At 65.0% G+C, this 20077-nt stretch carries 20 protein-coding genes; 10 read left to right on the top strand and 10 right to left on the bottom strand.

The features are described from left to right. Window positions 1-29: 29 nt before the first annotated feature. Complete coding sequence (locus CH291_RS04540; protein ID WP_094639250.1) at window positions 30-1382, bottom strand: MFS transporter; 1353 nt, start codon at window positions 1380-1382, stop codon at window positions 30-32. A gap of 203 nt (window positions 1383-1585) precedes the next feature. Here CH291_RS04540 and CH291_RS04535 point away from each other — a divergent pair, with 203 nt between their 5' ends. Next, entirely contained in the window at window positions 1586-2407 is an 822-nt protein-coding gene (locus CH291_RS04535) for a class I SAM-dependent methyltransferase (protein WP_094686878.1), read from the top strand. Between the two features lie 4 nt (window positions 2408-2411). Here the strand turns inward: CH291_RS04535 and CH291_RS04530 are convergent, their stop codons facing one another. Further along, window positions 2412-2852: an SRPBCC family protein gene (locus tag CH291_RS04530; RefSeq protein ID WP_094686824.1), complete on the bottom strand. Its 441-nt coding sequence runs from the start codon at window positions 2850-2852 to the stop codon at window positions 2412-2414. Between the two features lie 24 nt (window positions 2853-2876). Continuing rightward, window positions 2877-3344 (bottom strand): SRPBCC domain-containing protein, encoded by a 468-nt coding sequence (locus CH291_RS04525; RefSeq protein ID WP_068055740.1) that lies wholly within the window; start codon window positions 3342-3344, stop codon window positions 2877-2879. A gap of 207 nt (window positions 3345-3551) precedes the next feature. Here CH291_RS04525 and CH291_RS04520 point away from each other — a divergent pair, with 207 nt between their 5' ends. Beyond that, window positions 3552-5732, top strand: a complete 2181-nt coding sequence (locus tag CH291_RS04520) for a glutamine synthetase III family protein (protein WP_094686823.1) — start codon at window positions 3552-3554, stop codon at window positions 5730-5732. Between the two features lie 198 nt (window positions 5733-5930). Next, window positions 5931-7004 (top strand): alkene reductase, encoded by a 1074-nt coding sequence (locus CH291_RS04515; protein ID WP_094686822.1) that lies wholly within the window; start codon window positions 5931-5933, stop codon window positions 7002-7004. A 104-nt stretch (window positions 7005-7108) separates the two neighbouring features. Here the strand turns inward: CH291_RS04515 and CH291_RS04510 are convergent, their stop codons facing one another. The 3 genes from CH291_RS04510 to CH291_RS04500 are packed head-to-tail and all read right to left on the bottom strand — an operon-like array spanning window position 7109 to window position 10153. Next, window positions 7109-8614, bottom strand: a complete 1506-nt coding sequence (locus CH291_RS04510; RefSeq protein ID WP_094686821.1) for a tripartite tricarboxylate transporter permease — start codon at window positions 8612-8614, stop codon at window positions 7109-7111. Between the two features lie 16 nt (window positions 8615-8630). Continuing rightward, window positions 8631-9167 (bottom strand): tripartite tricarboxylate transporter TctB family protein, encoded by a 537-nt coding sequence (locus tag CH291_RS04505; protein ID WP_068055752.1) that lies wholly within the window; start codon window positions 9165-9167, stop codon window positions 8631-8633. Next, complete coding sequence (locus CH291_RS04500) at window positions 9164-10153, bottom strand: Bug family tripartite tricarboxylate transporter substrate binding protein (protein WP_068055755.1); 990 nt, start codon at window positions 10151-10153, stop codon at window positions 9164-9166. The genes CH291_RS04505 and CH291_RS04500 overlap by 4 nt, the downstream gene beginning before the upstream one ends. A 122-nt stretch (window positions 10154-10275) precedes the next feature. On the opposite strand from CH291_RS04500, the gene CH291_RS04495 reads away from it, so the two are divergent. The 3 genes from CH291_RS04495 (at window position 10276) to CH291_RS04485 (ending at window position 13225) form a co-directional block, all read left to right on the top strand. Further along, complete coding sequence (locus CH291_RS04495) at window positions 10276-10668, top strand: universal stress protein (RefSeq protein WP_231893845.1); 393 nt, start codon at window positions 10276-10278, stop codon at window positions 10666-10668. Window positions 10669-10805: 137 nt separating this feature from the next. Then, a complete protein-coding gene (locus CH291_RS04490) occupies window positions 10806-12209 on the top strand; it encodes a hemolysin family protein (protein ID WP_094686820.1) in 1404 nt (467 codons plus the stop codon). Next, window positions 12206-13225, top strand: coding sequence for a hemolysin family protein (locus tag CH291_RS04485; protein WP_068055764.1), 1020 nt, complete (start codon window positions 12206-12208; stop codon window positions 13223-13225). Before CH291_RS04490 ends, CH291_RS04485 begins: the two co-directional genes overlap by 4 nt. A 325-nt stretch (window positions 13226-13550) precedes the next feature. Here CH291_RS04485 and CH291_RS04480 read toward each other — a convergent pair whose 3' ends face one another. Beyond that, on the bottom strand, window positions 13551-14030 hold the full coding sequence (locus tag CH291_RS04480; RefSeq protein ID WP_068055767.1) for a DUF6764 family protein: 480 nt from the start codon (window positions 14028-14030) through the stop codon (window positions 13551-13553). A gap of 208 nt (window positions 14031-14238) precedes the next feature. Between CH291_RS04480 and CH291_RS04475 the strand changes: the two genes are divergently transcribed. Continuing rightward, complete coding sequence (locus tag CH291_RS04475; protein ID WP_068055771.1) at window positions 14239-14589, top strand: VOC family protein; 351 nt, start codon at window positions 14239-14241, stop codon at window positions 14587-14589. A 10-nt stretch (window positions 14590-14599) separates the two neighbouring features. Here CH291_RS04475 and CH291_RS04470 read toward each other — a convergent pair whose 3' ends face one another. Continuing rightward, window positions 14600-14974, bottom strand: a complete 375-nt coding sequence (locus tag CH291_RS04470) for a winged helix-turn-helix transcriptional regulator (RefSeq protein ID WP_068055773.1) — start codon at window positions 14972-14974, stop codon at window positions 14600-14602. Window positions 14975-15087: 113 nt separating this feature from the next. Between CH291_RS04470 and CH291_RS04465 the strand changes: the two genes are divergently transcribed. Then, on the top strand, window positions 15088-15942 hold the full coding sequence (locus CH291_RS04465) for an SDR family oxidoreductase (protein WP_094686819.1): 855 nt from the start codon (window positions 15088-15090) through the stop codon (window positions 15940-15942). A gap of 59 nt (window positions 15943-16001) precedes the next feature. Further along, on the top strand, window positions 16002-16586 hold the full coding sequence (locus CH291_RS04460) for an FKBP-type peptidyl-prolyl cis-trans isomerase (RefSeq protein WP_094686877.1): 585 nt from the start codon (window positions 16002-16004) through the stop codon (window positions 16584-16586). A gap of 90 nt (window positions 16587-16676) precedes the next feature. On the opposite strand, the gene CH291_RS04455 is transcribed toward CH291_RS04460, so the two are convergent. Then, window positions 16677-17306: a lipocalin family protein gene (locus CH291_RS04455; protein WP_094686818.1), complete on the bottom strand. Its 630-nt coding sequence runs from the start codon at window positions 17304-17306 to the stop codon at window positions 16677-16679. Then, window positions 17303-19303 carry an MMPL family transporter gene (locus CH291_RS04450; RefSeq protein ID WP_179276443.1) on the bottom strand — a complete coding sequence of 667 codons (2001 nt, stop codon included), beginning with the start codon at window positions 19301-19303 and terminating at the stop codon, window positions 17303-17305. Before CH291_RS04450 ends, CH291_RS04455 begins: the two co-directional genes overlap by 4 nt. A 207-nt stretch (window positions 19304-19510) precedes the next feature. Between CH291_RS04450 and CH291_RS04445 the strand changes: the two genes are divergently transcribed. Next, window positions 19511-19990, top strand: coding sequence for a MarR family winged helix-turn-helix transcriptional regulator (locus CH291_RS04445; protein WP_068055782.1), 480 nt, complete (start codon window positions 19511-19513; stop codon window positions 19988-19990). Window positions 19991-20077: the final 87 nt, after the last annotated feature.

The following is a 20077-nucleotide window of genomic DNA, read 5'->3' as shown; positions in this document are numbered from 1 at the left end:
CGGGTGGCCGCGGTTCTGCGTTGCGGGTGTCAGGTCATGTCGACATCCTTGGTCTCGATCAACCGCTTGGTGCACACCAGACTGAGTACCGACAGCAGGGCCAGCATGACTCCGATCGAGATGCTGCCGAACGCGGCGGTGAGCGGTGCGGCCAGCATCGGCGGAATCGCGCCACCGAGAACTCCGGCGAGGTTGTAGCCCAAACCTGCTCCGGTGTAACGGAAACGGGTCTGGAACAGCTCGGGGAGCAGGGCTCCGGTCGGTCCGTAGGCAACTCCGAAGATGGCGAGCGTGACGCACATGCCGATCACGAATGCAGCGGGTGACCCGGTGTCGAGAACGGGGAACAGTGCGATCGACCAGGGAATCGCAATGATGCACGCTCCCATGATCACTCGCCGTCGGCCGACGCGATCGGAGTAGGTCGCCGAGACCGCGATGGCAACTCCGAAGATCACCGCGGCACCGATTCCGGTGATCAACACGAACGGCCGGTCGAACCCGAGTGTCTTGGTGCCGTAGCTGGTCAGGTACGCGGTACCCATGTAGAAGAAGGCGAACAGAGATGCCAATGCGCCTGCAGCAGTGATGATCTCGCGCTTCTGGATGCGCCAGGCGTCGAAGATCGGCAGTTTCGTCGGTGCTGCGTTCGCCGGTGCCTGCTCCTCGGCGAGCTTGTTGGCGCGAAAGACGGGGGTCTCCTCGATGGCGAGGCGCATGTACAGGCCGATGAGTACCAGAACGGCGCTGAGCAGGAACGGGATTCGCCAACCGTAGTTGAGGAACGTCTCGTTGGTGTCGCCGAGCAGCAGTCCGGTCGCGAGGAATGTCGCGCTGGAGAAGATGAACGCGGCGGACGGTCCCAGCTGAGGGAACATCGCGTAGAAGCCGCGTTTGCCAGGAGGCGCGTACTCGGCCGTCAGCAGTGTCGCGCCTGCCCATTCACCACCCACTGCGAACCCCTGGCCGAACCTGAGCAGCACCAGGATAATCGGAGCAGCCACGCCGATCGTCTCCGCGCCGGGGAGCAGGCCGATGGCGAACGTGGACACCCCCATCAGCAACAGCGTCGAGATCAGGGTTTTCTTGCGACCGATGCGGTCACCGAAGTGCCCGAACAGCACTGCGCCGACGGGCCTGGCGATGAACGCGACCGCGAACGTCGCGAACGAGGCCACGGTGCCTGCGGTGGAGCCGAGGGCCGGGAAGAAGATCGTCGGGAAGACCAGGGCGGCCGCGGTGCCGTAGATGAAGAAGTCGTAGAACTCGATCGTCGTGCCGATGCCACTGGCGACAGCGACCCGGCGGACACTGGTCTTGGTCTGCACCGTAGGTGGCGTCGATGCGGACACACCCGGGTCGTCGGGTGAGACAGTGGTCATGGTTCCTCCGTTTTGTCGGGTATCGGGTGAATGCGCGATACCGAGTGCGACGAACGGTAGTGATCCGAGTCACTTGATGAATACCCCCGGATGGGGGTGTGGTGGACGCACGAGACCTCAGGCGCACCTCAGGGTTCGCCGGTACCGTCTGACCGCAGGGGAGCGACGCTTGTGTCCGCAGGGTGGGAAGCGAAGGTGATCTGGTGTCCACAGACCACAATCGAGACGTGTTCGACAGTGAGCGGGTGGCTGCGGCGTACGTGGAGCACGCGGGACCCACCGACGGCTTTCTCGACCGCGGGGAGGCGGCGGCGCTGGTGGCTGCGGCCTCGGTTGCGCGCGGAACGCCGATACTGGACGTGGGAGTCGGCAGCGGCCGAACCACGGCGCTGCTTCGGCTGATCAGCGACCGCTACGTTGCGATCGACTACGCACCCACCATGGTCGACGCCTTTCGGCGAAACTTTCCCGACCTGCAGGCGCACGTGGCCGACGCGCGCAACCTGGTGGACTTCTCGGACGGCGAATTCGGCCTGATCGTGTTCAGCAACAACGGAATCGACACCGTGAACCACGACGAACGAGTCCGGGTACTCGCAGAATTTCACCGAGTTCTCGGCGAGTCCGGAATTCTGGTGTTCTCCACTCTCAACCGCAACGGACCGTCGTTCGGGGAGAAGCCGTTTCAGTTGAGCAGACCGACCCAGCGGTTCACGTTCTCACTCGAGCGTGGCGTGACGGCCATCGGTAGGCGACTGCTCGATCCCGCCGGAGTCGTTCGTAGCGTTGCCAATTGGTGGTCTGCGCGCTCCCGAGTCGTCGATCGCGGAACGTGGGCCGTAGCGCCGCTCGCTGCGCACGATTTCGCTCCGTTCATGCACTTCACCACCGTGGCAGACGTGCGCCGACTGGTGACCGATGCCGGGTTCACCATCTCCGAGATCTTCGCCGACGACGGTTCGATCGTGGCACCCGACGTTCTGACGAGCTCAGCGGACAACTTCACCGTTTTCGCACGCAAGTAGGGCGTCAGCCCAGTCGCTCGAGCGCCTCGGTCATCTTCTCCACGGTGTCCGGCGCGACTTTCGCCTCGAATCCCGCCTTCAGGAACGGGCCGGCTACCTTGGCTGCACCGTTGAATTCGACCTTCGCGTGGTAGTCGATTCGGGTGGAGTGCGATCCTTCGGCAGTCAACGTGATGTCGTCGACGCTGGTGGCCGTCTTGTTCTCGCCCTCGAGCACGATGTGATCAGGCTCGTCGGTGACCAAGGTGTAGGTCAACTCCGTGGTGATACCGAACAGCTTGGACACGTTGTGCCACTGCGTTCCGACGGCGACCGGACCGTCGGAAATCTGTGTGCAAGTCTGGGTTCCAGGATCCCACGACGGCGCATGGGAGAAGTCGCGTAGAAAGGCGGCCGCCTTCTCGATCGGAACAGCGGCGGTGAAGGTGCGGGTGACGTCGACCATGAGAGTTCTTCCTGTCGTCGGGGATCAGTCTTCGAGCGGGACGCCGAGGTGCTCGGCGAGCCGGCGCATGGTGCCGACGATCTGTTCCTCGGTCACCCGTGGGAAGCCGGCCATCTTCCGGAATTCCGGGTCGGTGACTCGAGACCAGTCGTACACCTGTGTCAGGGCTGTCCGGTCGTCGGCGACCTCCTCGAGTTCCCAGGACCACCGCGTGCCACGAGGTTCCATGCCCTGGCGATTGGGAATCCAACCGATACGTCGGTCCTGCTCGAACACGAACACGGTGTTCTCCATGACGTACTCGCCCAATTCCGGCTGATACATGTCCATCGCGAAGGTGTCGCCCACGGTGCCGAGCGGCGTGGGGTCGATCGCACCACGCAACATCTCCGAGCCGTCGACCGCGGCCTGAACCTCGGGGTTGGCCAGTGCGGTGAACACCGACGCCGGGGGAGCGTCGATCACTCTGCGGACGGTCAGCTGGTCGCTCATGGGGCTCGCTTTCGGTTGTTTACGCTGGCTACGGAGTTACCCCCGTCTGCGTGGAAGGAAACTCCGGTCGCCGTTTTTGCCTCCCGGTTTGTTTTGCATCGCAGTGGACACAGCGACGAAACACGACCGCCACGTCGCATTCGTACAGTCGCCGGGTCGGACTCCACAAAATCCAGCTGTGGAGCAGCACCTTGTCAAGGGGTAGCCATGAGTGGAAATACCGTACGCCTGCAGGCGATCAAAGACGTCGAGGCGTATGTGCCGCCTGCGGTCAGCTTCGTCGGAGACGAGAAGCCGGGCGAGATCTTCGGAGAGAACGTCTTCAGCAAGGTCGTCATGCAGAAGCGACTGCCCAAATCCGTGTTCAAGTCGGTGATGGCGACCATCGACAAAGGCAAGAAGCTCGACCCCCTGGTCGCCGACGCGGTGGCGTCGGCGATGAAGGACTGGGCACTGGAGAAGGGCGCGACGCATTATGCGCACGTCTTCTATCCCCTCACCGGCTTGACGGCCGAGAAGCACGACAGCTTCTTCGACCCGGTCGGTGACGGCAGCGCGCTCGCGGAATTCGCGGGCAAGACGCTGATCCAGGGCGAGCCCGACGCGTCGAGCTTCCCCAACGGCGGCCTGCGCAACACGTTCGAGGCTCGTGGGTACACCGGTTGGGACGTCACCAGCCCGGCGTACGTACTGGAGAATCCGAACGGCAACACCCTGTGCATCCCGACGGTGTTCGTCTCGATGACCGGTGAGGCCCTCGACCACAAGACGCCGTTGCTGCGTTCGCAGCAGGCCATGGGTGGGCATGCCGAGCGGATCCTGAAGCTGTTCGGGCACGAGAACATCGAGAACATCGTCTCGTTCTGTGGTCCGGAGCAGGAGTACTTCCTGGTCGACCGACACTTCTTCCTGGCCCGGCCCGACCTGCTCAATGCCGGCCGCACCCTGTTCGGCTCGAAGCCGCCCAAGGGCCAGGAGTTCGACGATCACTACTTCGGGGCCATTCCCGAGCGTGTGCTCGGCTTCATGATGGACACCGAGCGCGAGCTGTTCAAGCTCGGCATTCCGGCCAAGACCCGGCACAACGAGGTCGCACCCGGGCAGTTCGAGATCGCGCCCATGTTCGAGCGCGGCAACATCGCAGCCGATCACCAGCAACTGTTGATGACCACGTTCAAGACCATCGCCAAGAAGCACGGCATGGAATGCCTGTTCCACGAGAAGCCCTTCGAAGGCGTCAACGGCTCCGGCAAGCACGTCAACTTCTCGCTCGGTAACTCCGATCTGGGATCGCTGCTGGTTCCCGGCGACAATCCCCACGACAACGCACAGTTCCTCGTCTTCTGTGCTGCCGTCATCCGTGCGGTGCACAAGTACGGCGGTCTGCTGCGCGCCTCGGTGGCGTCGGCGACCAACGATCATCGCCTCGGCGCGAACGAGGCTCCGCCCGCGATCATCTCGATCTTCCTCGGCGATCAGCTCGCCGACGTGTTCGACCAGATCGCCAAGGGCGCGGCCACGTCGTCGAAGGGCAAGGGCACCATGATGATCGGTGCCGACACTCTGCCCGTGCTGCCGACCGATCCCGGCGACCGTAACCGAACCAGTCCGTTCGCGTTCACCGGCAACAGGTTCGAGTTCCGCGCACCCGGTTCGATGCAGACCGTCAACGGTCCGATGGTCACGATCAACACGATCATGGCCGAGGCTCTCGACTACATGGCGACCAACCTCGAAGCGGCCGTCGCCGAGGGCACCGATTTCGACACCGCCGTGCAGAACCTGTTGACCGAGATCATCACCGAGCACGGCGCGGTGGTGTTCAACGGCGACGGCTACTCCGACAACTGGCAGATCGAGGCCGAGTCACGCGGCCTGCCGAACCTGCGTACGACGCTCGACGCGTTGCCCGAACTCATCTCGGACTCGGCGATGGAACTGTTCGAGAAGTACAAGGTGTTCAACCACCGAGAGATGCACTCGCGCTACGAGATCGGGCTCGAACAGTACGCATTGACGGTGTTCGTCGAGGCGCGTCTGACACTGGAGATGGGCCAGACGTCCATTCTGCCCGCAGTTGTGCGCTATCAGACCGAGCTGGCGCAGAACGTCAGTGCACTCAAGGGGGCGGGCGTCGACGACGTCGACATGACTGCGCTGCAGGCGGTCTCGGCACCGCTCGCCGAGCTGCGGGCAGCGTTGGCGACGTTGAAGGCCGCGCTCGAAGCCGACCCCGGCGGCGAGGCCCTCGCCGAGGCGACGCACGCCAAGGACGAACTGCTGCCCGCGATGGCCGCCGTTCGATCTGCGGCGGACACTCTGGAAGCCATGGTGGCCGACGATCTGTGGCCGCTGCCGACGTATCAGGAGATGCTCTACATCCTGTAGTGCGCTCCGCGCAGGAGTGGAGCCTGCGAAACGACCAGATAAAACAGTGGTGTGGATAAGTCCCTTGGAGGGCACTTGTCCGCACCACTGCTGCGTTCGGCGTGAGCAATGTCTCGAGACGGAATAGCTCGGTGGATCTTTCGAGTTCGGAGTGAGCAGTGGCAAGTACTGTGCACGCACTCGTGAGGAGAGAGATCCATGAAGTTGTTTTCCCCGTTGGCGCTCGGCGACCTGAAGCTCGACAACCGGCTGGTGATGGCCCCGCTCACGCGGACGCGCTCCGGCCAGGACGGTGTACCGGGCCCGCTGGTGGTCGAGCACTACAAGCAGCGCGCATCCCTGGGTCTGATCGTCAGTGAAGGCACGTACCCCAGCCATGCAGGCCAGGGCTTCCCCGGTCAGCCCGGTCTGGTGACCGACGAGCAGATCGAGGGCTGGCGCAACGTCGCCGATGCAGTGCACTCCGACGGCGGACGAATCTTCGCGCAGGTGATGCACGCCGGTCGCGTGACCCACGAGGCGACGACGGGTGGCCGCGAGGTCGTCGGGCCCAGTGCCATTGCCATCGAGGGCGAGACCCACACCTACGAGGGCAAGAAGGCGTACCCCACCCCGCGTGCGCTGCGTGAGGACGAGCTGCCCTCGGTGATCGCCGACTTCGTGCAGGCGTCGAAGAACGCGATCGCCGCCGGAATGGACGGCGTCGAGATCCACGGTGCCAACGGATATCTGTTGCACGAATTCCTTTCGCCCGCCTCGAACCAGCGCGACGACTCGTACGGCGGCTCGCCGGAGAATCGGGCGCGATTCGTGGCCGAGGTCGTCGAGGCAGTGGTCGCCGCTCTCGGAGCGGGAAAGGTCGGAATTCGCATTTCACCCGAGCACAACATCCAGGACGCGCTCGAGACGGACGCCGACGACGTGCGCGCCACCTACCGCGCATTGGTCGATCGAATCGCCCCCCTGGGACTGGCGTACCTCAGTGTGCTGCACAAGGACCCGTCGGGTGAGCTCGTCCAGGATCTGCGACAGGCCTTCGGCGGACCGGTGCTCGTCAACAGTGGCTTCGGTGAGATCACCACCCGCGACGAGGCGCTCTCACTTCTCGACAACGGCATCGGCGACGCAGTTGTCGTCGGCCGTCCGGCAATCGCCAACCCCGACCTCGCCTACCGCTGGCGCGAGGATCTGCCGTTGAACGAGCCCGACCCGAGCACCTTCTACACCGATGGTGCCGAGGGCTACACGGATTACCCGGCCTTGCAGCACTGACGAGTGCCTAGCGGCAGGAGTGGAGCCTGCGGAACGACCCGATGCGCAGTGGTGTGTTCGAGTGCCCCGTAGGGGACTCAAACACACCACTGCGCGGAGCGCACTCAGAAGTCCGCGGTCTTGCGGGCGCGAACTTTGCTGACGATGGAGAACACCACAGCGATGACCATCAGTGCGTAGAGCACGATGGTGATGCCGCTGCTGATCAGAATCGACGGATCGCCTTCGCTGACGGCCAGTGCACGTCGGAGTGATTCCTCGGCGAGCGGGCCGAGGATCACCGCGATGAGCACCGGTGCGAGTGGAATTTCGTAGCGCCGCATCATGAATCCGACTATGCCGAGCCCGAGCATGAAGATCAGGTCCACGATCGACGCACTCGACGCGTAGACGCCGAGAGCTGCGAACACCGAAATACCGGCGTAGAGGTAGTTCTTCGGGATCTTCAGCAGCTGCGCCCACAGCGGTGCGAACGGCAGGTTGAGGATCAACAGCACGATCATGGCCACGAACAGGCTGGCCAGCAGGGCCCAGACGATGTCGCCGCTGCGCTCGAAGAGCAGGGGCCCGGGTTGCATGCCGTACTGCTGGAAGGCCGCCAACATGATCGCCGCCGTCGCCGACGTGGGCAGACCCAGAGCCAACAGCGCGCCCATCGCCGTTCCGGCCGTGGAGTTTCCGGCCGCCTCGGGACCCGCGACGCCGCGAATGGCACCCTTGCCGAACATCGGCTTCTCGCGCTTGCGATCGAGCCTGCGCTCGGTGCCGTAGGCCAGGAAGCTCGGCACTTCGGCACCACCTGCGGGGATCACACCGAACGGTACGCCGAATGCCGTACCGCGCATCCATGCCGGCAACGCATCGCGGAACTCTGCCTTGCTCAGCCACGGTCGTCCCTGCGACTTGATCAGCGAACGGTCCTCGGGTCGACCGATCTTCGACGCGATGTGGATGACCTCACCGAGGGCGAGCATCGCGACGGTGATGACGACGATGTGGATGCCGTCGAACAGGGCAGGAACCTCGAACGTGAATCGTGAAGCGCCCGAGGGGCCGTCGATACCGATGACGGCGAGGGTGAGACCGATCAGCAGTGCGGTCAGGCCCTTGAGCGCGGAATCCGAGACCACCGCCGAGGTGGCGATGAACGCGAACACCGCGAGGGCGAGATATTCGGCGGGACCGAAGTTGGTCGCCAAGGCGGCGAGCGTCGGGGCGAAGAACACCACCAGGGTCGTCGCGACGATACCGCCGATGAACGCGCCGATCGCCGAGGTGGCCAAAGCCTGTGGGGCGCGGCCGTTCTTGGCCATCCGATGGCCCTCGAACGTGCCTGCGATAGCAGTGCTGTTGCCTGGGGTGTTCATCAGAATGCCCGAGATGGAATCGCCGAACAGGCCGCCGAAATACACTCCGGCGAACATGATCAGCGCGGCGGTCGGGTCGAGGGTGAAGGTGACGGGCAGCAGCAGGGCCACGGCCATGGCGGAGCCGAGACCGGGCAGGACGCCCACGGCGGTTCCGAGCAGCGCGCCGACGAACACCCAGACGAGGTTCATCGGAGTCAGCGCGGTGCCGAATCCGTCGATGAGATTGCTCAATGAATCCATCAGAAGTTCAGCTCCGTCAGAAGATGTGGGCGAGGACGCCGCCGGGCAGGGTCAGCCCGAGGCCGGCGGAGAATGCGATCTGAATCGTGCTCGAGACCAGCAGTGCTACTGCCGCGTCGAACACGTAACGGCGACCGCCCAATCCGACCGACACGCCCCAGAACAGCAGCGCGCCGGCCAGGACCCAGCCGAGCGGGTCGAGCAGGGCGATGAACAATGCCACCGATCCGACGGTGATCGACAGGGTTCGCCAGTTGCTGACGGTGCCGGTGTGCGGCTTTCCGTCGGCGTCGACCCCGCGGTCGATCACGTCGGGCTTGACCATCAACTGAATGGTGACCAACAGGGCGACGACGAAGCAGCCGCCGGCGACGATGGCCGGAAAGACCTGTGGGCCAGGCGAGGTGGCGGTGGACGGAACATCCATCGTGACGGTTCCGTAGACCAGGAACACTCCCAGTGCAACGAGAAGTGCCGGGACGATCAGGCCGCTGCGGCCGGTCCAGAACGACCGGGACGTACCCGTGTCGGTGTCTGTGGTCGTCGTTGTCATACCAGCCCCAGTTCCTCGAGAATTCCGGTGATCCGTGTCTGCTCGACCTCGAGGAATTCGCCGAATTCGTCTCCGGTCAGGACGGATTCCTTCCAGCGGTTGCGTTCGACGGCCGTGGCCCACTGCTCGGTTTCGACCATCTCGGTGACGATGTCGACGAGAGTTTGCCGGTCCTCGTCCGAGATCCCCGGGGGCGCAACGATTCCACGCCAGTTCACGAGGTCGACGTTGTAGCCCTGTTCGATGAACGTGTCCACGTCGAATCCCTCGAGCGGCTCGGGCGAGGCGACGGCGAGTGCGCGTACGTTGCCTGCCTCGATCTGGTCGCGGAAGTCGTTGAAGCCACTGACCGCGACGCCGACGGTGTTCGACAGCAGCGACGTCAGGACCTCGCCACCTCCGGAGTAGGCGATGTAATTGATTGCGGCCGGGTCGATGTCGGCTTCCTGCGCCAACTGACCCGCGACGATGTGGTCGATTCCGCCGAGGGAGCCGCCGCCGATCGGTAGTCCACCGGGATTGGCCCGCCATGCCTCGATCATGTCCTCGAGATTCTGGATGGGTGAATCCTTGGGCACCACGAAGACCTCGAAGTCCTCGGCGAGCTTGGCGATCGGGACGGTGTCGGCCAGGGTGGTCTCGGAGTTGTTGATCGCGATGCCGCCGAGCATGACGGTTCCGGTGATCATGACGGTGGTGGGCTGACCGCTGAGGTTGTCGAGTTGGCTCAGGCCGATTGTGCCGCCGGCACCGGGGACATTGACGACCTGAGCGTTGTTGACGATGCCGTCGCTACGTAGCGCCTGTTGCGATTCGCGGGCGACCAGATCCCAGCCTCCGCCCGCGGCGGCCGGTGCGATCAGTGTCAATTTGGCTCGGGCGTCGGAGCCGCTGGCACTGCGAGCGGCGTCGATTCCGGCAACGGTGACTGCTCCCACCACCACCAAGGCTCCGGCCGTTCGTAGCAGTGTGGGCGATATCGCCATCAGAGACCTTTCGTGTGGGGTGTCACAGCGTCAGGTTAGATACAGTTTGTCTGATTAGTCCAGTTCACAAATCCCCGAGGGTGATCCTCGGTGAAGACGAGCAACGAGCAACGGGAGAGAACGTGTCGGTAGCGAGCGCAGTGGCAGTAGCGATGAGCAACACACCGGAGGGGCAGGAAGCGTTGCGCCGCGGTGCCGCCGAGGCCGAGCTGCGTCAGGCCGAGCTGATCGTGTTGTCCGTGGTGGACCGCGATTCCGTCTCGGCAGAGGACCGCGCGGCAGCGCAGGCCGAGGTGGAGAAAACCCTTCCCGGAACTGCCACCACCGTGCGCGTCGAGCCCGACGGGGGCGACCCGGCCGGCGCGCTGGTCGATCTCGTCGCAGACGTCGGTGCGGGCATGGTCGTCATCGGCTCCAAGCGTCGCTCCGCGGTGGGCAAGTTCCTGATGGGCAGCACCGTGCAGCGAGTGCTGCTGGACTGCCCGGTTCCCGTCCTGGTCGTGAAGGCGCCGTGACCCGACACCGACTTCGACCCGGTAGTATCGGACAAACTTCACCCATTACGACCCTGAGGAATCATGGACAGCGATAAACCCGGGCCGGACACGGCCCCCCGCACCACAGCTACTACGTGCGAGGCGGTGTCCGGCGAATGAGCGTTCTGCTCACTCTTCTGCTCGGCCTGCTCGTCGTTTTCCTCATCACCGTCGCGACCGGCTACTTCGTAGCCCAGGAATTCGCGTACATGACCGTCGACCGGTCCCGGCTCAAGGCGCGTGCCGAGGCCGGTGACGCCGTCGCCGCTCGTACCCTGACCGTCACCAAGCGCACGTCGTTCATGCTGTCCGGTGCGCAGCTGGGCATCACGGTCACCGGCCTGCTGGTCGGCTACGTCGCCGAACCGCTGATCGGTCAGTCCTTCGGCGCGATACTGGGCGGCGTCGGAGTTCCGACGGCCGTCGGTGTCGGCCTCGGTGCCGTTCTGGCCATCACGTTCGCGACGTTCGTGCAGATGCTCTTCGGTGAACTGTTCCCGAAGAACTTCGCCATCGCCCGCCCCGAGCCGGTGGCTCGATGGCTCTCGCTGTCGACGACCATCTACCTCAAGCTCTTCGGGTGGTTGATCACCATCTTCGACCAGTCGTCGAACCTGTTGCTCAAGGCTCTCAAGATCGAGCCGGTCCACGACGTGGAGCACTCGGCGAGCCTGCGCGACCTCGAGCACATCGTCTCGGATTCCCGCGAAACCGGCGATCTGCCCGACGAATTGTCGACGCTGCTCGATCGAATCCTCGACTTCCCCACTCGCACAGTCGAACACGCGATGATCCCGCGCTCGCGATCGGCGACGGTCCGAGACACCGACACCCTCAGCGAGGTCGCTGCCCTGATGGGGCAGGAGCACTCGAGGTATCCGGTGCTCGACGAGGACGACGGTATCGTCGGCGTCGTCCATCTCACGGACGTCCTGTCCGCAACAGTGCCGGGTTCCACACCGATCTCCGAGCTCACGCGTGACGCGCTGATTCTCCCGGAGATCCAGACCCTGCCCGACGCGATGCGCGAGTTGCGCTCGACCAAGAACCAATTGGCTTGTGTGATCGACGAATACGGTGGTCTGACCGGCGTCATCACGATCGAGGACCTGGCCGAGGAGCTGGTCGGCGAGATCGCCGACGAGCACGACGATGACCTGTCCGATCCGAGCCCGGTCAGTGCCGACGACGGCAGCTGGACCATGGCCGGTGAGGTGCACGTCGACGAGGTCGAACGCGCCATCGGCATCGATCTGCCCGAGGGCGACTACGAGACCATTGCCGGTTTCGCCATCGCGCACAACGGATCTCTCCCCGATGTCGGGGAACGGATCGAAGTGGACCTACCACCGGACAACGCCGATCTGGCGAACGACGAGGAGAGTCCCGTTCGTTTCGTCATCCTCGAGATCGAGGAGATCGACAGCCACGTCCCGTCCCTGCTGACTCTGACGCTCGGCGAGCGTGACCCCGAACACGACGACGAGTCGGCCGAGTCGAAGGAAAGTGTGCACCGATGAGCAACATCTGGATTTTCCTGGCCGTCACGATCGGACTCATCGCTGCCAGTGCCTTCTTCGTGGCCGTCGAGTTCGCGCTGTTGGCCGCCAAGCGGCATCGGCTCGAAGACGCGGCACCCAATTCACGCTCCGCTCGTGCGGCGCTGCGCAGCTCGTCCGAGCTGACGGTTCTGCTCGCCGGCTCCCAGCTCGGCATCACCGTCTGCACCCTCGGTCTCGGTGCGACGACGAAGCCGGCCGTGCACTACTGGCTCACGCCCCTGTTCGAGAGCGGCGGCCTGCCGTACTGGTTCGCCGACGTCCTCGGTTTCGTGCTCGCGCTGATCATCGTCACCTTCCTGCACCTGGTGGTCGGTGAGATGGCTCCGAAGTCCTGGGCCATCGCCCATCCGGAGAAGTCCGCGACGATGCTCGCAATCCCTATGCGCGCGTTCATGTTTCTCACCCGTCCGGTGCTGACGGCACTGAACAACATGGCGAACTGGTGCCTGCGGCGGGTCGGCGTCGAACCGGCCGACACCGTGGGTACGGGCCAGAACGCGGACGACCTTCGGCAGCTGGTGGAGCATTCGGTGAACGTCGGTGCCCTCGATGCCAGCTATCAGGCGCAGATCTCGAGTGCGCTGGAACTGCAGGAATTGACCGTCGGTGACCTGGTGCGTCAGTTCGGCAAGCCCACGTCGGTACCGTCCACAGCGACGATCGACGACGTGCGCGAGGCCTCACGTCGCTCGGGACATCTGCGGATCCTGGTCAGCGACGCGGACGTGGTCAAGGGCGTGGTGCACGTGCGCGACACGTTGACCGCTCCGCAGACCCTCGCCGAGATCACGCGTCCGGCATACACGCTCGAGGCGACGACGCCGGTGTACGTTGCCCTGCAGTCGATGCGCGAGACCCGGCATCACCTGGCACTGGTGGTCGACGGTTCGGCGGCGGCGGACGATCCGGCTCGCAGCGTCGGCGTCGTGACCCTGTCTGATGTGTTGACCCGACTGTTGCCCCAGCCGGTCTGATTCGATTCCGGTTTCGAACGAGACATCCCCGCCCGGCCGAGACGGCCGAGCGGGGATGTCTTCGTCGTGGAAGGTAGAAAGAACTCAGATCGGGGCGACAACCAGCAGGTGTGCCCAGTACGACGCGACGTCGTGGCCGAGTTGGGGGAGCAGAACGTCGTAGAGCAGGTAGGACATCATTGCCGTCGAACTCCTTGTTCAGCGTGCCGTTTCCGACTCGCGTTCCGAGATTGTGGGTGACCGAGACTGCCGGTCACTGAGACTGTAGATCACACAGCCTTCGGTGACATCCATATCGCCCACTCGCACCCCCCCGTGGCGCACGTCAGCCGATGCAGCCCTGCAGGGTGGTGAAGCTGCCCGCGATTCCGGCACCGTTGCACACCGCGCCGTTCGGGGTGAGGGTGATAGTGGAGCCCGGTGCTGCCACCGCGATGGAGAGCCCGAGACCGGCTGCCGTGTTCTGTGCGACAGCACCGGGGCCGAAGGCGATCGCTGCAGGCGCGCCACCGAAACTGCCGTTGCTCACTGCAGTTCCACCGTTCAGTCCGAGTGCAAGGGCGGCTGCGTTGTTCATCGCCTCGGCCGAACCCCAGCCTTCGAGGCCGAGACCGGCCGCCGCACTCGCGACGTCTGCGGAGCTGTCGCACTGCGATCCTCCGACGAGCGCAGCGACATCGGCCCCTCCGGGTGCGGTGGTGCAGGCGACCGGTGCTGCGGATGCAGTCCCGGGTACCAGTGCCGCGAATGCACACGCGAATCCGAATGCTGCCGCCCCGCCGACAATCCTCTTGGTGTGGAACATGGTGAATGCCTCCCCAGATCAGTGCGTCGGCACCGGTGTGCCGAGCGTGTCGGTCGTCGGGCCGATGGTGCGCAGGGCCCGCACGCCCTGGAGTCGAGTCTCGACGGGTCCGAACGCGGCACGGGTTCGGCATCATCACGGAAACGTCTCGGTAGTATCACGCTGAAATAACGCGCTGGTGGGTATGCGTGGCCTCTAGGATCGGACCGTGATCGGACGCATCGACGAGGTCGTTTTCGACTGCACGGACCCGGCATCGCTGGCGCAATTCTGGGCCGCGATACTCGGCGGAGAGCCGATGGTGCGTGACGCCGCATGGCACTTCGTTGACGTCCCCGGGTTCACTCGGCTGGCGTTTCAGCGAGTCCCGGAGGGCAAAGCGGGTAAGAACCGGCTGCACCTCGACGTCGCCGTACCGGATATCGACCGTGCCGTCGGGTCGGCCGTCGCCCTGGGTGCGAGGGTGCTCGGCGACCGACACTCCGACGCGGCGGGAACCTTCCAGGTGCTGCTCGATCCCGAGGGCAACGAGTGGTGCCTGGTGACGCCGCCCGCCTGAACCCAGCCGATCAGCGGGCGTCGTGTTCGGCGCGTGACTCGAGGACGGCAGGCATGTTGCCTTCGATCAGTTCGATGAGATCGCTCAATCGGGTACCGACGTCGCGTCCCAGCGGGGTGAGGCTGTACTCCACCTTCGGCGGAATGGTCTCGAGGACGGTGCGGACCACGAGGCCGTCCCGCTCGAGGGTCTGGAGGGTCTGCGAGAGCATGCGTTCGCTGACGCCGTCGACGCGTCGACGCAACGCGTTGAATCGATAGTCGCCCTCGGTGAGTGCGGCGAGGGCGAGCACGCCCCACCTGCTGGTGGCGTTCTGCAATGTCTGCCTCGACGCACAGTCACGCGCGAAGACGGACGCTTCGAGAGATTCTGCGGGCTCGGACATATCGCCATGCTAGCGCATATCAAAGAGTCAGTAATGACTGGAAAGCTTGCACTGCACGAAAAGTAAGTGCATAGTGAGGGTGTACTCGACACCTCGACTTCAGGAGTTCGATCATGACCACAGCGGTAACAGGAGCAACGGGCAATCTCGGCGGACTCGTCGTCGACGCACTCATCGAGCGTGGTGTCGCACCCGCCGACATCGTGGCGGTCGTCCGAAACGCGGACAAGGCCTCTCCGCTGGCCGAACGCGGCGTCGTGGTTCGGGTCGCCAATTACTCCGATTCCGCCGCGATGACGGCGGCTCTCGCCGGCGTCGACAAGCTTCTGCTCGTCTCGGGCTCGGAGGTGGGTCAGCGAATTGCGCAGCACACCAACGTGATCGAGGCAGCGGAGGCTGCCGGAGTGGGCCTGATCGCCTACACCAGCCTGCTGGCCGCAGACACTTCGGGAGTGAGCCTCGCGCCCGAGCACAAGGCGACCGAGGAACGCCTCGCCGCGTCCGGCATCCCCGCGGTATTCCTGCGCAACGGCTGGTACTGGGAGAACTACCTCGGTTCGCTCGCCCAGACCGTCGAGAGCGGAGTGCTCCTCGGCGCGGCAGGCAACGGCAAGCTCGCCGCCGCGTCTCGCGTCGACTTCGCCGCCGCGGCCGCTGCCGTGCTGACACTCGACGATCAAGGCGGAAAGATCTACGAGCTCGGCGGCGACGAACGCCTCACCTACGCCGAGCTCGCGGCCGTCATCGGCGAACTCTCCGGCAAGCCGATCGCCTACAAGGACGTCTCCGAGTCCGAGTACGCCGCGATTCTCCAGGGCGCAGGACTGCCCGACTTCGTGGCAACCATGCTGGCCAGCGCGGATGCCGGGATCGCCCGCGGCGAGCTCGACACCGATTCCGGAGACCTGCAGGCCCTGATCGGTCGAGCGTCCACCCCGGTCGCAGAAGTACTCCGCGCCGCAGTGTGACGGACATCGGGGGCGGTACTTGTAGCGTGGGCGCGGTGAAAAACTCCTACACCCGCACCATGTTCCTGGCCGCCTCCGTCTCGCTCGTCCTGCTGACGGGCGCATGCAGCTCGGACGAGGACACCTCGTCCCCGGCACCCTCCACGTCCTCCGCGTCGTCGGACGCCGGTGCCCCGGCCACCTCGAGCACCTGCCCCACGGCGGCACCCGACGCGGCAGCCATTCCGGAATGGACGCTGGACGGGGACTCCGGCAGCATGGCCGTCGTCGGATCCACCGACACGGCCGCGCCCGCGGTCACCGTCGACACACCGTTCGCCGTCGGCGAGACACAGGTCGAAACGCTGATGGCGGGGGACGGACCGGTCGTTGCAGCCGACGCCGAGGTGTCCGTCTGCTACATGGGCGTCAACGGACGCACCGGGGAAACGTTCGACAGCAGCTTCGAGCGGGGCGCGCCGGTCGAATTCCCGCTGGACGGAGTTGTCGCAGGCTTCCAGAAGGCCATCGCCGGACAGACCGTCGGCTCGACCGTCGCCGTTGCGGTCACCTCGGCCGACGGATACGCGAGCGGCAATCCGGCGGCCGGAATCGAGCCGGGCGACAGCTTGATCTTCGCGATCTCGATCCTCAGCGCGGCGTAGCCGCAGTGGTGCGGTCGAGTGCCCCTGGGGCACGCGGGAGTGGAGCCCGCGAAACGACCCGGAAACGGAGCCGCACCACTGCCGCAGGCATTACACCGTCGAGAGCTGCTGAATGGTCGTCGCGCCGCCCGGGGTGGGTGTCGTGGTGATGAAGTTCGAGTCGTAACCCAGCGATTCGACGACGCCGCGGATCTCGCGGAACTGCTCGACGCTGACGTCGGGCGTGCGCTTGAGCACGAATCCGGACGTGCGGGTTGGGCTTCCGACGAACGCCCACGAGTAGTCGTCGGCGATGTAGGCGACGATGTAGTTGGTCGGTCCTTCCTGGCTCTCCTGCGTGGGAACGCCCGGAAAGCTCACGTGCAGTTGGGCATTGGTGACAGTGTCGTTGACTCGTGCGTTACCGACGATGCGGTTTTCCTGGCCCGTCCAGGTGGTGCAGGTGTTCTCGACGCGAATGTTGGCTTCGTCGATCAACTGATAGTTCGCCTGGGTGTCGCGGGCGCAGATCAGGTTGAACGGCTGCGGCACCGCGGCCACCTGGTTCCAGGTGCCCAGGTAGCGCTCGACATCGAGTGACGGGATCGGAGCCAGCGGCTCGAGTCCGACCGATCCCAGTGGTCCGACCGGCTGCGCCTGAGCGGGGGCCGCGGTCAGCAGTGCGCCTGCGGCCAGGGCACCGACGAGTGCGGTGCGGCCGAATGCGTTGCGGATCTTCATATGTTCGCTCCTTGGGTTGCGGATGTGTTCTTGTTCGAGTCGATCCTGTTCGGCCACCAGATCCCCGGGCCGATGAGGGTGAACAGGGCGGGAATCACGACTGTGCGTACCACGAAGGTATCGAGCAGAATACCGAGTCCGACGATGATTCCGAGTTGGGTCAGGGTGATCAGCGGTAGCACGCCGAGCACGCAGAACACGGCTGCCAGAACGATTCCCGCGCTCGTGATGACACCTCCGGTGGCCGAGACCGCCCGCACGATGGCAGATCTGGTGCCGTGCTGGGGCGTCTCCTCCCGGGTACGAGTGACGAGGAAGATGGTGTAGTCCACGCCGAGCGCGACCAGGAACAGGAACGCGAACAGCGGAGTGTTGTCGTCGAGGGCGGGGAATCCGAAGACGTGCAGGCTCACCCAGCTGCCGATCCCGATCGCGGCCACTGCGCTCAATACCGTTGTCGCGACCAGGATCAGGGGCGCGACCAGGGCGCGCAACAGAACAAGGAGCACGGCGAGCACGACCGCGAGAATAGCGGGAATGACCACGAGGCGATCGCGGGCCGCTGCGTCGGTGGTGTCGAGTGCCTTGGCGTCGCTGCCGCCTACCAGTGCGCGGTCCACACCGGTGAGTGCGGCGCGGAGGTCCTCGACGACGGCGAACGACTCGTCGGATGCGGGGGCCGCGTCGGTGACGACCGACAGGCGGGTGAGTCCGGTGTCGGAATCTGCGACGCGATCGACCGAGACGACTCCGTCGATGCCCTCGGCGGTGCTGATGACTGCATCGATGTCGGCGGTGGGAGCGAGGACCGTCATCGGATCGGCCGATCCGGCCGGGAAGTGCTGGGAGAGGGTGTCGAAGCCTTCGACGGACTCGGCGGTGACACGGAACTGCTCGGTTTGCGAGAGTCCGATCTGAGTCCCGAACAGTGCGGCGCAGCAGGCCAGCAGTGCGACGATCGTGATCGAGGCGGTGGCCACGGGGCGTCGGGCAACTCCCGCGGCGATCGAATGCCAGACGCCCTCCGTGGTGGTGTCACGGTCCGACTCCTTGGGAACGAAGGGCCAGAACAGCTTCGGGCCGCACAGTTTCAGTAGAGGCGGCAGTACGAACAGGACGAACACTGCTGCGACGACGAGACCGGCCGCGGCCAGCGCCCCGAGGCTGCGGGTGCTCGGCAGCATCGCGAGGAGCAAGGTCAGCAGGGCCAGTACGACGGTTGCGTTGCTGGCGAGGATGGCGGGCCCGGCCTGGCGAACGGCGCGGTGCAGGGCGAGGCGATGATCGGACTCGCGACGCAGTTCCTCGCGGTATCGAGAGATGAGCAGCAGTGCGTAGTTCGTGCCTGCGCCGAACACCAGCACACTGGTGATTCCCGAGGTCGAACCGTCGAAGGAGAGCCCGGTGGCCTGGGCCAGCGCGGTACCGACGGTGGTGGCGAATCGGTCGGCGAAACCGATGACGGCCAACGGCACCAACCACAGGATGGGTGATCGGTAGGTGACGATGAGGAGGACGGCCACCACGAGCGCGGTGACGGCCAGAAGCGTGAAGTTGGCTCCGGAGAACGAGTTCGCTATGTCGGCACCGAAAGCGGGTCCGCCGGTGACCTGGGCGATCAGATCGGGAGAGAGGCCGTCGCCGGCCGCGGATCGCAGCTCGGTGATCAGTTCGTTGAGCGTGAAGCCCGACAACTCGGAATCGACCTGGACCAGCGCGATCGCAGCTTTGCCGTCGGGTGCGACGATCGGGGGCGGGCCGGGCTCGTCCGGCACCGAGCGATCGACGGCGAGCAGCCTGCTCTGTGCGGCAGCTGCGCCCTCGATGTCGGCGGCTGTCAGGTCGCCGCCGTCGGCCCGGCTCAGAACCAGGATCACCGGTGCGGAGTCGGAATCCGGGAATTCGGCGAGAAGTTCGTCGACCTGGTAGGACTCGGCCGACGTCGGCAACGAATTCGGCGACTGGTCGGCGGAATCGTTGCTGCCGACCAACCCCATCACGGCCACGGCGAGGATGAAGATCGCTGCCGCCAGCGCCCCGGATCTACGCCCGGTGGCCGCGACCGCGACGCGGTCCCAGACGGTCTTGTTCTCGGTTCGAGTGCTGTCCACGAAGAAACAATCTCATTTACTTAGATATTAAGCAACTGAATCTCTTGCGGGCAGTAGTCTGACGGTGACCGCAGCGAAGGAGTTGCCACCGACATGGCCGACCGAAACCACCTCGAATCCGCGATTTCCGCGGATCTACGAGCGCTGTCGTCGGTCTCCGAACAGATCGGCCAAGTGTTCGGCGCTCTACACAGCCTGCGGCCCAATGACTTTCGGGCTCTGTTGCACGTCATGGTCGCCGATGTCGAGGGTGCGCCGCTGACGGCGGGGGAACTGGGCACGATGCTCGGTCTGTCCTCGGCGGCGATGACCTACCTCGTAGAGCGCATGATCACCTCCGGGCACATCCGCCGCGAATCCGACGCGTCCGATCGACGCAAGGTCATTCTGCGGTACGACGAGCACGGGATGGAGGTCGCTCGCGGGTTCTTCGGCCCCCTCGGTAAGCGGACGAGCGCCGCATTGGCGGATCTCCCCGATGGCGATCTCGCCGCCGCGCATCGGGTGTTCGAAGCGCTGATCGGCGCTATGCGAGAACATCACGCGGACCTGGGAAACAGTCGTCGCGCGTAGGGGCCGCGCCCGGCGCGATGTTCGAACCGCTGGTGGGTGGCCTGTTCGGGCCGATGCTGGACTCCGAGCGTGCCAGTGCCGTAGGGT

It is taken from the genome of Rhodococcus sp. 14-1411-2a (assembly GCF_002259485.1).
Classification (GTDB): Bacteria; Actinomycetota; Actinomycetes; order Mycobacteriales; family Mycobacteriaceae; genus Rhodococcoides.
The sequence above is the reverse complement of the archived record's forward strand: the minus strand, read 5'-3'. Positions and strand labels throughout refer to the sequence as shown.

Bases quoted from the DNA above. Each gene is read 5' to 3' on its own strand.
- CH291_RS04455 (WP_094686818.1), bottom strand. From the start codon at position 17,306: ATGAAGATCCGCAACGCATTCGGCCGCACCGCACTCGTCGGTGCCCTG.
- CH291_RS04490 (WP_094686820.1), top strand. From the start codon at position 10,806: ATGAGCGTTCTGCTCACTCTTCTGCTCGGCCTGCTCGTCGTTTTCCTC.
- CH291_RS04505 (WP_068055752.1), bottom strand. From the start codon at position 9,167: ATGACAACGACGACCACAGACACCGACACGGGTACGTCCCGGTCGTTC.
- CH291_RS04465 (WP_094686819.1), top strand. From the start codon at position 15,088: ATGACCACAGCGGTAACAGGAGCAACGGGCAATCTCGGCGGACTCGTC.
- CH291_RS04520 (WP_094686823.1), top strand. From the start codon at position 3,552: ATGAGTGGAAATACCGTACGCCTGCAGGCGATCAAAGACGTCGAGGCG.
- CH291_RS04480 (WP_068055767.1), bottom strand. From the start codon at position 14,030: ATGTTCCACACCAAGAGGATTGTCGGCGGGGCGGCAGCATTCGGATTC.
- CH291_RS04500 (WP_068055755.1), bottom strand. From the start codon at position 10,153: ATGGCGATATCGCCCACACTGCTACGAACGGCCGGAGCCTTGGTGGTG.
- CH291_RS04510 (WP_094686821.1), bottom strand. From the start codon at position 8,614: ATGGATTCATTGAGCAATCTCATCGACGGATTCGGCACCGCGCTGACT.
- CH291_RS04525 (WP_068055740.1), bottom strand. From the start codon at position 3,344: ATGAGCGACCAGCTGACCGTCCGCAGAGTGATCGACGCTCCCCCGGCG.
- CH291_RS04515 (WP_094686822.1), top strand. From the start codon at position 5,931: ATGAAGTTGTTTTCCCCGTTGGCGCTCGGCGACCTGAAGCTCGACAAC.
- CH291_RS04450 (WP_179276443.1), bottom strand. From the start codon at position 19,303: ATGGGGTTGGTCGGCAGCAACGATTCCGCCGACCAGTCGCCGAATTCG.
- CH291_RS04460 (WP_094686877.1), top strand. From the start codon at position 16,002: ATGTTCCTGGCCGCCTCCGTCTCGCTCGTCCTGCTGACGGGCGCATGC.
- CH291_RS04445 (WP_068055782.1), top strand. From the start codon at position 19,511: ATGGCCGACCGAAACCACCTCGAATCCGCGATTTCCGCGGATCTACGA.
- CH291_RS04470 (WP_068055773.1), bottom strand. From the start codon at position 14,974: ATGTCCGAGCCCGCAGAATCTCTCGAAGCGTCCGTCTTCGCGCGTGAC.
- CH291_RS04540 (WP_094639250.1), bottom strand. From the start codon at position 1,382: ATGACCACTGTCTCACCCGACGACCCGGGTGTGTCCGCATCGACGCCA.
- CH291_RS04485 (WP_068055764.1), top strand. From the start codon at position 12,206: ATGAGCAACATCTGGATTTTCCTGGCCGTCACGATCGGACTCATCGCT.
- CH291_RS04530 (WP_094686824.1), bottom strand. From the start codon at position 2,852: ATGGTCGACGTCACCCGCACCTTCACCGCCGCTGTTCCGATCGAGAAG.